We start from the raw sequence: 13,685 nt of genomic DNA, 5'->3' as shown, positions 1-13,685 counted from the left end.
GGCACTCGTGCTCAAGCCGACCACCATGGCGCGTTACCGGGACTACGTAAAAAACGACCTCGCGCCCGCCTTCGGCACCCTCAAGCCGGCCGAGCTCGGACACGGTCACATCGCGGCATTCGTCACCGGCGAGCTCGCCGCCGGCCGCGGCAAAACCACCCTCTCCAGCATGCCCCGGATGATCACGCATACCACCCGGGGGCAGGAGCGGCCCCCCGGTCGTGCTGCGTCCCGCGGGGGGCACCAGGGTCTATCCCGCATACTCCATGCTGGTGCGGGCTGCGAGAGAGCTTACTGTCCATCACCACCGCAGCTGACGAGTGTCTTCTGTGTGGATCCCGCCTCGGGGACACGGTCGCTGACTGGGTAACCGTGCCAGTACGGCACTTCTCCCGTGCTGGCCACTCTTGGGGGGGGGAGCGCTGAGATGTGTCGTGGTGCCTGCCGTGCCAAGCTGGAAACAGGGGATGAGGTTGGGAGTTGGTTCCCATGACATCACCCACCAAGGGCCGTCGCATGATAGCGCCAGCCTTGATCGTTGCTGCTGCGGCTCTTTTGGCCCCTCAATGTTCTCCCTCACTGATAGATGACGCGGGGCGAAGCTTGGGAAGAGTGGTTGATGATCTTGACATCCGACCGGACGGCACAAGAGTCTTGACCACCCCCACTGGCGAGATAGTCATTCCAACACAGACTGACACTTTCACCACACAGGTGAATCGGAGCATTGGGTCTATCGCTGCCGACTCATTGTCCGGATTGAACATGGATGATGCCCGAATGGTTGCGGCGCGCGGCTGCGCACTCAAGGACGGCGCTGAGGCCCTAGACAAGGAAAAACTTGCAGAGGCAGCTAGGTCCGCGCTGATTAGCTACGGCGGCAATGCCACACTCAAAGATCGCGTAGCCGAACTGGCACGATCCATGGCAGCGGCGGAAAGAACCGAGGCAGCAGTGGGCCAGCTCGCTGTCTTCATGCTTTGCGAGACAGCCTAGTTTCGACTAAGAATGCTTTGCCGCAGTAGAGGCAGGCAGGATTACCGTTGCGCATCCTAGCTTGTGGGGACTGCTACTTGATTCGCACGTTGCTCCATCCTTGTTTTCATGATCGGGGAATGCGCGGACAGTCAGGCGGGTGGCCTTACCTTTCTCCATCACAAATTCCACCTTTTGGTCGATGTCGCCACCATCGTCAGCGTGAAGGATCGTCCGGTAGAGCACACCTTCATCCGTTGGTCGTTCACCCTCAAACGCTTCAGCTTCCACGATAACCATCGTGCTGCCCTGCACTCCGTCCGCGTGTACTTCGAAGCTGACTTTATACGGCGAGCCCGGAACAACTGACAGACTGCGCACGTTGGGTCGACCATTCCCCGTGGCATACTCTGCGACTCCTGTGATAGCGAGCAATAGAGCACCGAGATAGAAGAAAACCCCAACACCCAGCATCAAACTTTGCCTGCGGTTGCCGGTTGGATCAGCTCCTTGAAAGAGCGACCAGATACTCATGCCGATGGCGAGCAGCGCCAACGCGGCTACCCCAAGAAAGCGCAGCGTATCGTTGTTTACCGCCGTCAAGAGAGAACTCTGCGAGAAACCAAATGCCGTGCTGACACCAGCGATAGCAACGAAGACGCCAGCTAGGGTTGTCGCTACTCCTGAGAGATTTCGATCGATCTTCTCGTTTTTTTCATCCGTAGTCTGCGACATGGAACCCGTCACTCTCCCCAGTCAATCCCGTTGAGCCCGTAGGCAATCAAAGTAGCCAACCAAAGGAGTAGGAGCAATCCTCCCGTTGCGAGAGTCCATCCTTTGTTGATTTCAGTACTGAGGGTCGACACCTCTCGCACGATAAGCAAGGACGCAGCAATGGCAGACGGCACGAGGATGACCGCAATGTCCGCACCCGTTAGTGCTTGAGTTCCACCAATCTCGAGCCAGTTGAACACGAAAAAGCAGAAGGCAATCAAGGCTGTTGCTGTGAGCGTGAGGACCACGAGACGGCTTACTCGCGCCGGCAGGCTAGACTTCAGTGGCAGGTGCAGCCAGATTCGGTTTGGACGATCAGGGTTCGCGTCATAGAAAGACAGCAGCTCAGGTGTCGCTCGTTTGAAGTCTGGGGTCAGATCGATTGGCTCGCTATTTTCGTCGAGCACTGTTGGCGATGCAAGTTCTACATTCATGTCAATAACACGAACACTGACATGGTTAGAGCGAGCATCATTAAACGCCACCAACTGTTTGGATGAACGCTGCTTCATCGGGAAGCTCGAATCGAGGTTCAGCCCTCGCCGCTCTGAAGTTTTGATCATGAACGGAGTGGAGAGTGAGACTGTGCAGTCTACGATTGCACTCCAGTGACTGCCGCTCGATGCATAGAAATCGAGAAGCCTACTTGCCGCCTTCCTCTTAGTGTCATCTTTGCTCGCAACCTGACCCAATACTGCAGCAAGGAAGATATTTAGGTCTGCGAGCAACGCAAGAACCGAGGCAGCGTCCGGAACCGTCACAGACATATGCGGCAGTGCGAGGATTGGATTTTCGGCCGCACTCAGCATATTCTCCGGTGCGCGATCCCTTACCAAACCTTTGGTCATCTCAACGGAAGAACGCCATGACTCGACGGCCGTGATGTTAATCGGGCCCGCGTTCCACCCAGGCAGACCATACCTTTCGAGGTACTTGCAGAGGAGACTGTTGATCACCCCTTGCGAGGGGCGTACCTCCGATTGCAGAAATACCTCCCAAGGGTTCGACGCAAATCCGAAGATTGCCACCAGAAGCGGCTCGATGCCGGCATCCATTTCAACCGCCGCGTCAGCAGCGAGCAGGCGAAGATATTTCACATGAATCCGCGAGTGTTTCGCACGGGGAAGTAGAAACGCCGGTTCCTCTGCGACCCTCACGTTAAAGTCAAGCAGCGGCCCCTTATGGAAGCTCCCAATAGGAAGATATAGCCGCATGCTATTGCGCCCCGACACCAACCCTGAGGGGAGGAGGACCGATTCAAGCTCCTTCGCGTGCACGGACCGCCGACGCTCGCACCAATTCGCACTTGTGAGATCGATTCGCTCTACTGCACGCATGCGCCACTTTTGATCTTTGAGCAAGAGAGCCGCGATGGATGCCGCTTTATCTTTGTCGAACTTATTCACTTCAGCCGTACAACTATGACAGTCCTTGCACATCTGACCACTCCAGCGCGCGGGTGGATGGGTACAGACTTCAGCTTTTCTTTCCTCATGCGGAATCTCAAGGGCGGACCTACCTACATTGACCCATCCAGAGCATGAAGTTCACCTGATCAGCCACCTTACGGTGCCCCTATTGCACCTTTGATTACAGAGCGTTACAATGACGGTAGAGGTTGCACAATGAAGGAGGGGAGAGAAAATCGAGAGGCACCATTCAGTGGCAACAAGGCAGAATCAACCACGCCGTCTTCAGACGCTATTGTGGTGGTGATATTCGTGGTTAATCCACGTCACTTCTCCGAGGGGAAACCCAGGCTTGGCCCCACCTCTCGACCTAAGGAGGCAAGGGCGCCGAGCGGCGAAGATGCTGGACGGCCCGCTCCCGCCGAGCCTGCGTCAGAATCCGACAGTTGCTCTTCGGTAAGCGGCGAATACTCTGCGGAACTCATAGCTGCAGCCGCTAAGTACCGTGTCGAACCCGAACTCTTGGCCGCATCACGATGGGTGTCCGATGAGGCAAACCGCCCCGAGGATGAACCTCCTGCGACCAAATATCTACCGAGAGGCGCAATCCAGGGCGGCTATCTTCAGGGCCTCCGTATCGAGAGGTAGCGCCTGTAACCTGCCTTGACCTGTCGTTCACCAAGCGCGTCTATGTCCACCCCGACCTCCAGAGCCTCAAGGCTGGCTCGGACAAGCTGGGTGAACTGCTGGCCGGTGCGGCGTGATCGCCAGCGTCTGTGACGAACTGTGACACGACAGCCCAGAGAAACGATCAAGGGCCTTGCCTCACCGAAGTGAAACAAGGCCCTCAGCTGCGACTAAGGCTTAAGCCCATAGTCGGGACGACAGGATTTGAACCTGCGACCCCTTGACCCCCAGTCAAGTGCGCTACCAAGCTGCGCCACGTCCCGATGTGCCTTCGACCTGCGGGTTTCCCCGTGCTCGGCGGCACATGCAGAACATTACCGCACGCCGAGGGGTGTCCATGCACCGGTGATCGGCGAGGGGGGAGGATGGGGAGGTGAATGCACGGGATCGGGATGGCGAAGGGCGGGCGCGGAGTGCGCGGCCCAGGGATGGACTGGGGCGGCCGTTGCCCTACGGGGAGGCCGGGGTGGAGCGGCAGCCCGAGGGGGTGGTGCGCTCGCCCGGGGAGACGGTGCGGGAGGCGCAGCGGCTGCTGGACGCCGGGATGCCGTTCCACGCACACGAGGTGTTCGAGGACGCCTGGAAGTCGGGGCCCGAGGGCGGCGCCCCGCTCTGGCGGGGGCTGGCGCAGCTCGCGGTCGGGCTGACGCACGCCGCGCGCGGCAATGCGGTCGGCGGGGCGCGGCTGCTGCGGCGCGGGGCCGCCGGGATCGAGGAGGTGGACGGGGGGCCGTACGGGATCGACGTGCCGGGGCTGGTGCGGTGGGCCCGGGAGCTGGCCGGCCGGGTGGAGGCCGGCGGCCCGGCGGTCGATCCCGTACGGGAGGCGCCGCGGCTAGCCGGCGGCGGGCTGGAGTAGGTCCCAGCGGTTTCCGTACAGGTCCTCGAAGACGGCCACGGAGCCGTACGCCTCGTGGCGCGGCTCCTCCAGGAAGCGGACGCCCTCGGCGGTCATCCGGGTGTGGTCGCGCGTGAAGTCGTCGGTGTAGAGGAAGAAGCCGACGCGGCCGCCGGTCTGGTCGCCGACCCGGGAGCGCTGGGCGTCGTCCTTGGCGCGGGCGAGCAGCAGGGCGGTCTCGGTGGCGCCGGGCGGGCGGACCACGACCCAGCGGGAGCCGTCCGGGCGCGCGGTGTCCTCGGCGAGGTCGAAGCCGAGGGCGCGGGTGTAGAAGTCGATGGCCTCGTCGTAGTCGTTGACGACCAGGGCGGTGAGGGCGATGTGGGAGGGCATGCCCCTATTGTGCGCCGAGGAGGACGACCTCCAGGGTGCGGGGGCCGTGGACGCCCTCCACCCGGTCGAGTTCGATGTCGCTGGTCGCCGAGGGGCCGGAGATCCAGGTCAGCGGGCGGGTGGGGTCGAGGCGCGCGAGGGCCTGCGGAACGGAGTCGACCAGCTGGTCGGGGACCCGGACCACGCAGACGTGGTGGTCGGGGATCAGGGTGATGCGGCGCCTGCCCTGCTCCGGGCCGCCGTCCAGGACGATCGTGCCGGTCTCGGCGACGGCCAGGGCGCAGCCGGTCACCACGCTGTCGACGGCGTCCAGTTCGTACGGGGTGGACTCGGCGCGGTCTTGGACGAGGACCGCGCCGGCGGCCGCGAGCCAGTGCGCGGGCAGGGCGGGCGGGACGAGGACCGTCCGGGCGCCGCGCGCGGCGAGGAGCCGGGCGAGGAGCTCCGGGAGGCCGGCCGCGTCGGTGCGGTGGACCTTCGCGCGGTACTCGGACAGGTGGGCGGCCAGCAGGTCGGCGCTCTCGGCGGGGGTGCGGTCGCCGTGCACGTGGAGGTAGTCGCGCGGGATGTCCCCGACGCGCGTCCCCTCGGCTGCGCACCGGGGCGCCTCCGGCAGTGCCCGGCGGATGCGGGACAGGATGCGGTCCTTGCTGGTCACTGAGGGTTCCCCCGTTCGCGGGTCCACCAGTCGCGGAAGGATTCGGGGGGTACGGAGGGCAGCTCGCGGGTGTCGGTCCAGGCCCGGCCGGGGCCGGGCAGCCGGCGCGGCGCGAGCCGGCGGGCCCGGGCCAGCAGGCGCTCCCCCGCACGCAGGGCTCCAGGTCGGTCCAGGAGCAGCCGGGCGGCGCGCAGGGCGGCCCGTTCGGCGGTGTGGCCGTGGGCGGGGCGGATCCGTACGCGTACGCCGTTCCGGGTCACCGGGCCGCCCTGGGCCACCCGTTCGCGCAGATGGACGAGGACCTCGGGGATGTCGATGGCGACCGGGCAGACCTCGTAGCAGGCCCCGCACAGGGTGGAGGCGTAGGGCAGCGAGGCGTCGATCTCGCTGCCGGTGCCGCGGAGTTGGGGGCTGAGGATGGCGCCGATGGGGCCCGGGTAGACGGATCCGTAGGCGTGGCCGCCGGCGCGTTCGTAGACCGGGCAGACGTTGAGGCAGGCGGAGCAGCGGATGCAGCGCAGGGCTTGGCGGCCGGTCTCGTCGGCGAGGGTGTCGGTCCGGCCGTTGTCGAGGAGGACGAGGTGGAAGGCGGAGGGCCCGTCGCCGTCGGCCCCTCCCGAAGGGCCCAGCCCGGTCCACATCGTCGTGTACGGGTTCATCCGCTCGGCCGTCGAGGAGCGCGGCAGCGTCTGGAGGAAGATCTCCAGGTCCCGGAAGGTCGGGACGACTTTCTCGATGCCGACGACCGAGATCAGGGTCTCGGGCAGGGTGAGGCACATGCGCCCGTTTCCCTCGGACTCGAAGACGACCATCGTGCCCGTCTCGGCGACCATGAAGTTGGCGCCGGACACGGCCACCTTGGCGCGCAGGAACTTCTCGCGCAGGTGCAGGCGCGCCGCCTCGGCGAGTTCCCGCGGGTCGTCGCCGAGCGGTTCGGGCGCGGGGCGGCCCCACTTCCCCATCTCCGCACGGAAGATGTCGCGGATCTCGGCCCGGTTGCGGTGGATGGCCGGGACCAGGATGTGGGAGGGGCGGTCGTGGCCGAGCTGCACGATGAGCTCGGCGAGGTCGGTCTCGTACGCGGCGATCCCGGCGGCTTCCAGGGCCTCGTTGAGCCCGATCTCCTGGGTGGCCATCGACTTGACCTTGACCACCTCGCGTTCACCGGTGGCCCGGACGAGGTCCGTGACGATCCGGTTGGCCTCGTCCGCGTCGACGGCCCAGTGGACGGTGCCGCCGGCGGCCGTCACCGCCGCCTCCAACTGCAGCAGGTAGTGGTCGAGATGGCGCAGCGTGTGGTCCTTGACGGCCTTGCCCGCGGCGCGCAGCCGGTCCCAGTCGGCCAGTTCGGCGACGGCCCGGGCCCGCTTGTCGCGGATGGTGTGCGTGGCGTGCCGGAGGTTGGCGCGCAGCACCTCGTCCCGTACGGCCTCGCGGGCGGCCCCGGGGAAGGCGGGGAAGGACGGCATGCCGAGGTGGGTTCCGGTCACAGCAGCGGTTCCTCCTCGGTCGCGGCCAGGATCTCGGCGAGGTGCACGGCCCGCAGCGGGGCGTCCGCGCGGCGCAGCAGGCCGTCGAGGTGGGCCAGGCAGGAGTTGTCCGCCCCGCACAGGACCTGCGCGCCGGTGGCCGCGGCAGCGGTGATCTTGTCGGTGCCCATCGCGGTGGACACGTCCGGGTTCTTGACGGCGAAGGTGCCGCCGAATCCGCAGCACTCCTCGGCGCCGGGCAGCTCGACCAGTTCCAGGCCCTTCACGGCGGCCAGCAGCCGCCGCGGCCGGTCCCCGAGACCGAGGCTGCGCAAACCGTGACAGGAGGGGTGATAGGTGACGCTGTGCGGGAAGTACGCGCCCACGTCGGTCACCCCGAGCACATCGACGAGGAACTCGGTCAGCTCGTAGACGCGCGGCGCCAGGGAGCGCGCCGCGTCCGCCAGCCCGGAGCTGCGCCCCTCGGCGGCCGCCTTGCGGCCGATGCGCGGGTAGTGCTCGCGGATCATCGCGGCGCAGGACCCGGAGGGAGTGACCACGTACGCGTAGCCGGCGAAGGCCTCCGCGGTACGCCGGACGAGTGGTTCCGTCTCGTGCCGGTAGCCGGTGTTGTACTGCGGCTGCCCGCAGCAGCTCTGGCCCGCCGGGAAGTCCACCTCGACGCCGAGCCGCTCCAGCAGACGTACGACGGCGATGCCGGTCCGCGGGTACAGCGCGTCGTTGACGCAGGTGACGAACAGGGCGACGCGCATGACGGGCAGAATAGCCGGGTGAAGAAGTTCTCAGTGATCGGCATAGGCGCGGGCGACCCGGACCATCTGACCCTCCAGGCGGTCAGGGCGATCGGCGCGGCGGACGCATTCCTCATTCTGGAGAAGGGCGAGGAGAAGGCGGACCTGACCGGGCTGCGGCGCGCGATGCTCGACGCGCACGCCCGGCCCGGCCACCGGCTGGTGGAGGGCCGCGACCCGGACCGGGACCGGACCCCCGCCGACTACGCGCCGACGGTGGACGGCTGGCGCAGCGCGCGGGCCGAGATCTTCGAGCGGTTCATCGCGGAGGACCTCGCGGACGGCGAGACCGGGGCGTTCCTGGTGTGGGGCGATCCCTCCCTGTACGACTCCACGCTCGCGATCCTCGACGAGGTGCTGGAGGCCGGCCGGGTGGCCTTCGAGCACGAGGTCGTGCCGGGCATCAGCAGCATTTCCGCGCTGCTGGCGCGGCACCGGACCAACCTGAACCGGGTCGGGCGCCCGGTCCAGATCACCACCGGCCGCAGGCTGGCCGAGGGCTGGCCGGACGACGTGGACGACGTGGTGGTGATGCTGGACGCCCGGCACGCCTTCACCGCCCACCTGGACCAGGACCTCTTCATCTACTGGGGGGCCTACGTGGGCACCCCGGACGAGATCCTGGTCTCGGGCAAGCTCGCGGAGGTCGCCGGGCAGATCGAGGAGCTGCGCACCGAGGCCCGCGCCCGCAAGGGCTGGATCATGGACACGTACCTGCTCAGGCGCGGCTGAGGTACGACGGGAGGACGTCGGCGAGGCGTTCGTACTCCTCGGGCCGGTTGTAGATCTGGCCGCAGACGCGGATGCCTCCGCCGCCCGGCCAGGGCCAGACCAGCACCCGGATGCCCTCCTCGGCCGCGATCCGCTCGCGCAGCGCGCGGGCCCGGTCCGGGGTGTCGGCGACCCCGGCCGGCAGGCGCAGGGTGCGCATGGCGAGGGCGTCGCCGTGCGGGAGCGGGGTGAGCCCGGGGAGCTCGGCGAGCAGGGTCGCGCCGTAGGCGGCGAGGGCGCTGTTGTGCGCCCGGACCTTGACCGCGTCGAGGCGTTCGATGAGGTCCAGTCCGTCGGGGGCGGCGAGCCAGCCGGTGTAGTCGGCGGTGGCGCGGTTCTCGACGGACCGCGGGAAGCCGTGCCGGTCCTCCCAGGACGGTACGAGCGCGCGGATCCGGTGGCGGTGCTGCGGGGCGACGGCGAGGATCGCGCTTCCGGAGGGCGCGTACCCCCACTTGTGGAGGTTGCCGAACCAGAAGTCCGCGCCGCCGGCGAGGGGGTCGGCGAGCATCCCGGGGGCGTGGGCGCCGTCGACGACGGTGATCACTCCGCGTTCCCGCAGGTCGGCGAGGAGCCGCGGCGAGGCGATGATCCGGGCGGTCGGTGAGCTGACGTGGTCGAGCACGGCCACCTTCGTACGGGGCGTCAGCGCGGCCAGCACGGTCTCGCGTACGGCGTCCTCGTCGGGCAGGTGCGGATCCAGGGCGACGGTGGTCACCGGGGCGCGGCGGGCGGCGGCCTCGACGACGGTGCCGTAGCCGTGGTCGGTCACCAGGATCTCGTCGCCGCCCGCGAGCGGGACGGCGTCGAGGGCGAGGTTGGCGCCCTCGGTGGCGTTGGAGATGAACGCGAGCCCCTCGGGGTCGGCGCCGAGGTGCGCGGCGATCCGCGCGCGGGCCGCGGCGAGGCGGTCCGGGACGGCGATGAAGAACGCGTCTGGATCGGCGTGGACCTCGGCGCGGAGTGCGGCCTGGGCCTCCTGGACGGGGACGGGGACGGCTCCGAAGGAGCCGTGGTTCAGGTGGGCGACGCGGGGGTCCAGGCGGAACAGGGCGGGCCCGTCGGGGAACCCTGCGGGGTGCCCTGCGGGCGGCTCGGCGGGGGATGGGGCTGAGCGTGTCGGCTCGGGCATCTGGCCTCCGGGGGTGCGGCGCGGGTTTCGCCCGGATCATCTCCCGGCGGCCGCCGGAGCGGGAAGACCGCCGCCGACGGGCCGCTCCCGCGCGGGCCCCTGGGGCTCCGCCCCAGACCCTCCCCCAGACTCCGTCCGGGGGGACCCCCACTCCTCAAACGCCGGAGGGGCTATATTTCAGCCCCGCCGGCGTTTGAGGCGCACCCGAGAAGGGCCCCTACGGTTCGCGGCCGCTTGTGGCTGCGTAGTACTGGAGGTCCTGGACCTCCACCGCGTGGTCCACCCGGTACGGCAGGTCGACCTTCGCCGCGGGCTTGCCGTCCCGGACGATCTGCGCCGAGCTGGTGCCCGTCTTCAGCGGCAGCAGCCGGGAGTGGATTCCGGCCGGGGCCTCGTGGCTGCCCTTGACGGAGCCGACGGTCGTGCGGACTTCGGCGGGCCCGGAGAGGAAGCTGAGCACCTCCACCGTGTCCCGGGACGGGGCGCTCCCCTTGCGCAGCGACATCACCAGCGACTGGTCGCCCGTCGGGTCGTCGTTCGCGAACTGGGTGCGCGCGGTGAGGTAGAGGGTGTCCCGGACGATCTTCGGCCAGCTGCCCGTCTTGAACCGGGTCAGGTAGTACGAGCTCAGGTCCAGGTAGGCGTGTCCGTTGTGCAGGGAGGGTGCGAACTGGCTGCCCTCCGAGTAGTCGTTCCAGGTGGTGAGCTGCACCCAGTCGGCGCCGTCCTCGATGGCGTGCGTCCAGGTGGAGCGCAGGGTCGCGGTGTTGCCGGCCTCGTCGTAGATGCCCTGGTTGGGGCGGGCGTCCTGGACCGACACGGGCTGCATCCAGATCTTGCCCATGCCGTGGGCCCGCTGGACGTCGCGCGTGGAGCTCTCCTGGCCGACGTAGCTGCGGCTGCCCCACTCCGAGAACCCGTGGCTGATCGGGGCGAACTCCCCGCTGTGGGCGCCGAAGTCGAGGAAGAGCGGAACGAAGGCGGTACGGATGCCGTGTTCGGACTTGAGGGCGCCGATCACCTCGGTCCACCAGGCCACGCCCTTCGCCTCCGCCTTGAACGGGGAGACGACGAGGCGGCCGTCGGGGAGCCGGTGCGCGGCGGGGGCGTCGGCGAGCGTGGCGATCGCCTTCGCGAGCTCGCGGGGGTCGTCGGTCTTCAGCGAGGTCATGTCCGGCATCAGCATGATCTTGAACGCCGGATCCACCGAACGGGCCGCGGCCATCAGCAGGTTGGAGCGGTCCCAGTTCTTGCCGGAGAGGGAGAGCAGGTCGAGGGTGAAGCCGTCGATGCCCGCCGCGCGGGCCGTGCGCACCTCCTGCTGGAGGTTGGCGTACTCCCAGTCGCCGCTCTTCGGCGCCACGGGCAGCGGCCGGTCGCGCAGCAGGCCGCCGTACTTTCCGTGCTTCCCGCTCTCACCGTCGGGGTCGAGGTAGTTGCGCGTGTAGTAGTCGTTGTCCGCGCTCGCGTTGTCGAGGGAGAGCGGGTACGGGGTGAAGTAGTGGGCGAACACCAGCTTCTTGCCCGCTTCGCCGGAGCGCAGGGCGGCCGGCTGCGGCATGTCGAAGGGCAGGGCGCCGGTGGGGCGTTCGGCTCCGGTGTCCACGGCGCCCTGGGGGTTGCCCTTGGCGGCGGCGCCCTTGGTGGGTGCCGGGGTCCCGGCCGGCGGCGGGGTGGTCGGGACGGTGGCGCCGGCCGTGGCGCCGCCGTCGGGCCCGAGGGCCGGCGGGAGGCCGGCGGCCGGGGCCGAACCGCTCCGTACGGAGGCCCCGTTGTACGGGTCCCAGGCGATGCCGGTGGCCGCGCAGACACCGACCAGGAAGAAGGCGGACAGCAGCAGGGCGAGCAGCGGTCTTCGGCCGCGGACGGCGGGCCTACGGCGGTGCGACACGGGTCCGGGAACGCCGGGCGCGCCAGAGGCGCCGGAGGCGCGCGTCGGGCGCCGCCTTCCGCGGCCCCTCCCGTGCCCCGTCCCGTGCTCCGTTCGACGGTCCGCTGTCATCCTGGTCCCTCCCGCGCATATGCCCCGAGCGGGGGCTGCACAGCAGTAGAGCCCATTACCGGCGTGCGGACAACCGTTCCCAGATGCCAGGCCCGGGCACGTACGTCACCCGCACCACCGGAACTACGCCGCCGCCGACGCGGAGGCCACGGGCGGCGGGCCCGCGGCGGGGTTCAGTCGGAGCGGGCGGCGGCGATGTCGGCGTTCTCCAGGATCCCGATGGCGTCCGGTACCAGGATCGCCACCGAGTAGTAGGAGCTGACCAGGTAGGACATGACCGACTTCTGGTCGATGCCCATGCAGCGGACGTTGAGGCCCGGTTCGATCTGTTCGGGGATCGCGGCCGGGCGCAGGCCGATGACCCCTCCGTTGTCCTCCCCGGTGCGCAGGGCGAGGATCGAGCTGGTGTGCCCGCCCACGACCGGGATCTTGCCGCAGGGAAGCAGCGGGACTCCGCGCCAGGCGGGCACCTGTTTGCCGTGCACGTCCACGGTGTCGAGGGTGAGGCCGCGCTTGTTGCACTCGCGGAGGAAGGCGGCGACGGCCTTGGGGTGCGCGAGGAAGAAGGCGGTTCCGCGGCGCATGCTGAGCAGGTCGTCCATGTCGTCGGGGGTGGGCGGGCCGGACCAGGTGCTGATGCGCTGCCCGTAGTCGGCGTTGTGCAGGAGGCCGAACTCCCGGTTGTTGAGCAGTTCGGACTCCTCGCGCTCGCGCATCGCCTCGACGGTCAGCCGCAGTTGCTGCTCGAACTGGTTCATCGGGTCGTTGTAGAGGTCGGCGACCCGGGTGTGGATCTGCAGGACGGTCTGGGCGAGGCTCAGCTCGTACTCGCGCGGGCTCAGTTCGTAGTCGGCGAAGGTGGCGGGCAGCCGGGCCTCGCCCGCGTGGCCGGAGGCGAGTTCGATGTCGGCCTCGCCCCGCCGGTTGACGGGCCGCCGGCCGTTCTCGACGTACTGGTCCAGGTGGGTTCGCAGGCTCTCCGAGCGGCCCAGCACCTCCTGGAAGGCGCTCCACCTCAGCACCATGACGGTGCCCGCGGTGGCGGCCCGGACGGTGTACGCCCAGCGCGGGTCGGCCTCGCCGAGGGCGTCGTCGCCGAGCTGGTCCCCGTCGGCGACCACGCCGAGGAGTTCGCTGCCGCCGTACTTGCCCGACGCCCGCTTCTCGACGCGGCCGTGGGCGATGATGAACACCTCGGCGACGGGGGCGCCGGCCTCGACGAGGACGTCTCCGGCGCGCAGGTCGCGCTTGACGAAGCGCCGGGCCAGCTCCTCCAGGACGGCGGCTTCGGCGTAGCCCTTGAGGACGGGCAGTTCGGTGAGGGTGGGGGCGAGGATGCGTACGTCGTCCGCGCCGGCCTGGACGAAGGAGACCCGGCCGCGTCCGACGGCGTGGGTCAGCCGCCGGTTGACGCGGTAGGTGCCGGCGCCCAGGTCCACCCAGGGCAGCATGCGCAGCAGCCAGCGCGAGCTGATGCCCTGCATCTGGGGGACGGACTTGGTGGTCGTCGCGAGATTGCGGGCCGCGGCGGTGCTCAGGCTCAGCTGCCGGTCGTCTGCGGGGTCCAGGAGTGGCTGCGCCTCTGCGGTCATGCGGGGTTCCTCCCTGCGTCGGTCCACGCGGAGCGTGCTGCACGCTCACCGTGGGGCGCGGGGCGCCGGGCGCGGTAGCCGCCCCGTCCCGGGAGCTGTTGAAAATCCCCGGCGGTTGAAGGCCTGTACGGATGTGCGAACTCCCGGGCGTGCGCACACCCGTGCAGGTTTTC

The 13,685-nt window shown here is 68.5% G+C and carries 12 protein-coding genes and 1 tRNA gene; 3 read left to right on the top strand and 10 right to left on the bottom strand.

What is annotated here, in order from left to right; all coding sequences use genetic code 11:
* Positions 1 to 765: 765 nt before the first annotated feature.
* A complete protein-coding gene (locus ACIPYQ_RS37190; RefSeq protein WP_401258649.1) occupies positions 766 to 996 on the top strand; it encodes a hypothetical protein in 231 nt (76 codons plus the stop codon).
* A 6-nt stretch (positions 997 to 1,002) separates the two neighbouring features.
* Here ACIPYQ_RS37190 and ACIPYQ_RS37185 read toward each other — a convergent pair whose 3' ends face one another.
* The 3 genes from ACIPYQ_RS37185 to ACIPYQ_RS37175 form a co-directional block, all read right to left on the bottom strand.
* Positions 1,003 to 1,710 carry a hypothetical protein gene (locus ACIPYQ_RS37185; protein ID WP_401258648.1) on the bottom strand — a complete coding sequence of 236 codons (708 nt, stop codon included), beginning with the start codon at positions 1,708 to 1,710 and terminating at the stop codon, positions 1,003 to 1,005.
* Between the two features lie 8 nt (positions 1,711 to 1,718).
* Positions 1,719 to 3,155 (bottom strand): hypothetical protein, encoded by a 1,437-nt coding sequence (locus ACIPYQ_RS37180; RefSeq protein ID WP_401258646.1) that lies wholly within the window; start codon positions 3,153 to 3,155, stop codon positions 1,719 to 1,721.
* An 879-nt stretch (positions 3,156 to 4,034) separates the two neighbouring features.
* Positions 4,035 to 4,108 (bottom strand) — tRNA-Pro (locus tag ACIPYQ_RS37175).
* A gap of 110 nt (positions 4,109 to 4,218) precedes the next feature.
* Between ACIPYQ_RS37175 and ACIPYQ_RS37170 the strand changes: the two genes are divergently transcribed.
* The gene (locus ACIPYQ_RS37170) at positions 4,219 to 4,704 is read left to right on the top strand and encodes a DUF309 domain-containing protein (protein ID WP_361752012.1); all 486 of its coding nucleotides are present in this window, start codon (positions 4,219 to 4,221) and stop codon (positions 4,702 to 4,704) included.
* Here the strand turns inward: ACIPYQ_RS37170 and ACIPYQ_RS37165 are convergent.
* Genes ACIPYQ_RS37165 through ACIPYQ_RS37150 form a run of 4 tightly spaced genes read right to left on the bottom strand, consistent with a single transcriptional unit; the run spans position 4,681 to position 7,976 of the window.
* Positions 4,681 to 5,076, bottom strand: coding sequence for a VOC family protein (locus ACIPYQ_RS37165; protein WP_361752010.1), 396 nt, complete (start codon positions 5,074 to 5,076; stop codon positions 4,681 to 4,683). The genes ACIPYQ_RS37170 and ACIPYQ_RS37165 overlap by 24 nt on opposite strands.
* A gap of 4 nt (positions 5,077 to 5,080) precedes the next feature.
* Positions 5,081 to 5,734, bottom strand: coding sequence for a lactate utilization protein C (locus tag ACIPYQ_RS37160; RefSeq protein ID WP_401258644.1), 654 nt, complete (start codon positions 5,732 to 5,734; stop codon positions 5,081 to 5,083).
* Positions 5,731 to 7,224, bottom strand: a complete 1,494-nt coding sequence (locus ACIPYQ_RS37155) for a lactate utilization protein B (RefSeq protein ID WP_401258643.1) — start codon at positions 7,222 to 7,224, stop codon at positions 5,731 to 5,733. Before ACIPYQ_RS37155 ends, ACIPYQ_RS37160 begins: the two co-directional genes overlap by 4 nt.
* Positions 7,221 to 7,976 carry a (Fe-S)-binding protein gene (locus tag ACIPYQ_RS37150; RefSeq protein WP_401258641.1) on the bottom strand — a complete coding sequence of 252 codons (756 nt, stop codon included), beginning with the start codon at positions 7,974 to 7,976 and terminating at the stop codon, positions 7,221 to 7,223. The genes ACIPYQ_RS37155 and ACIPYQ_RS37150 overlap by 4 nt, the downstream gene beginning before the upstream one ends.
* A gap of 18 nt (positions 7,977 to 7,994) precedes the next feature.
* Here ACIPYQ_RS37150 and cobF point away from each other — a divergent pair, with 18 nt between their 5' ends.
* Positions 7,995 to 8,747: a precorrin-6A synthase (deacetylating) gene (cobF, locus tag ACIPYQ_RS37145; protein ID WP_401258640.1), complete on the top strand. Its 753-nt coding sequence runs from the start codon at positions 7,995 to 7,997 to the stop codon at positions 8,745 to 8,747.
* Here cobF and ACIPYQ_RS37140 read toward each other — a convergent pair.
* The 3 genes from ACIPYQ_RS37140 to ACIPYQ_RS37130 all read right to left on the bottom strand — a co-directional run bounded on the left by ACIPYQ_RS37140 (position 8,734) and on the right by ACIPYQ_RS37130 (position 13,512).
* Positions 8,734 to 9,918, bottom strand: a complete 1,185-nt coding sequence (locus ACIPYQ_RS37140; RefSeq protein WP_401258638.1) for an aminotransferase class V-fold PLP-dependent enzyme — start codon at positions 9,916 to 9,918, stop codon at positions 8,734 to 8,736. The genes cobF and ACIPYQ_RS37140 overlap by 14 nt on opposite strands.
* A gap of 217 nt (positions 9,919 to 10,135) precedes the next feature.
* Positions 10,136 to 11,809 carry a glycoside hydrolase family 71 protein gene (locus ACIPYQ_RS37135; protein ID WP_401258636.1) on the bottom strand — a complete coding sequence of 558 codons (1,674 nt, stop codon included), beginning with the start codon at positions 11,807 to 11,809 and terminating at the stop codon, positions 10,136 to 10,138.
* 284 nt (positions 11,810 to 12,093) lie between these two features.
* Complete coding sequence (locus ACIPYQ_RS37130; protein WP_401258635.1) at positions 12,094 to 13,512, bottom strand: family 2B encapsulin nanocompartment shell protein; 1,419 nt, start codon at positions 13,510 to 13,512, stop codon at positions 12,094 to 12,096.
* Between the last annotated feature and the right edge of the window lie 173 nt (positions 13,513 to 13,685).

The sequence above is a fragment of the Streptomyces sp. NPDC090045 genome (assembly GCF_044747975.1).
In the GTDB taxonomy this organism is placed as follows: domain Bacteria; phylum Actinomycetota; class Actinomycetes; order Streptomycetales; family Streptomycetaceae; genus Streptomyces.
This window is presented reverse-complemented; position numbering and strand designations above follow the sequence as displayed.

Coding starts and splice junctions, on each gene's coding strand:
- ACIPYQ_RS37190 (WP_401258649.1), top strand. CDS start 766: ATGGATGATGCCCGAATGGTTGCGGCGCGCGGCTGCGCACTCAAGGAC.
- ACIPYQ_RS37185 (WP_401258648.1), bottom strand. CDS start 1,710: ATGTCGCAGACTACGGATGAAAAAAACGAGAAGATCGATCGAAATCTC.
- ACIPYQ_RS37165 (WP_361752010.1), bottom strand. CDS start 5,076: ATGCCCTCCCACATCGCCCTCACCGCCCTGGTCGTCAACGACTACGAC.
- ACIPYQ_RS37150 (WP_401258641.1), bottom strand. CDS start 7,976: ATGCGCGTCGCCCTGTTCGTCACCTGCGTCAACGACGCGCTGTACCCG.
- ACIPYQ_RS37140 (WP_401258638.1), bottom strand. CDS start 9,918: ATGCCCGAGCCGACACGCTCAGCCCCATCCCCCGCCGAGCCGCCCGCA.
- ACIPYQ_RS37130 (WP_401258635.1), bottom strand. CDS start 13,512: ATGACCGCAGAGGCGCAGCCACTCCTGGACCCCGCAGACGACCGGCAG.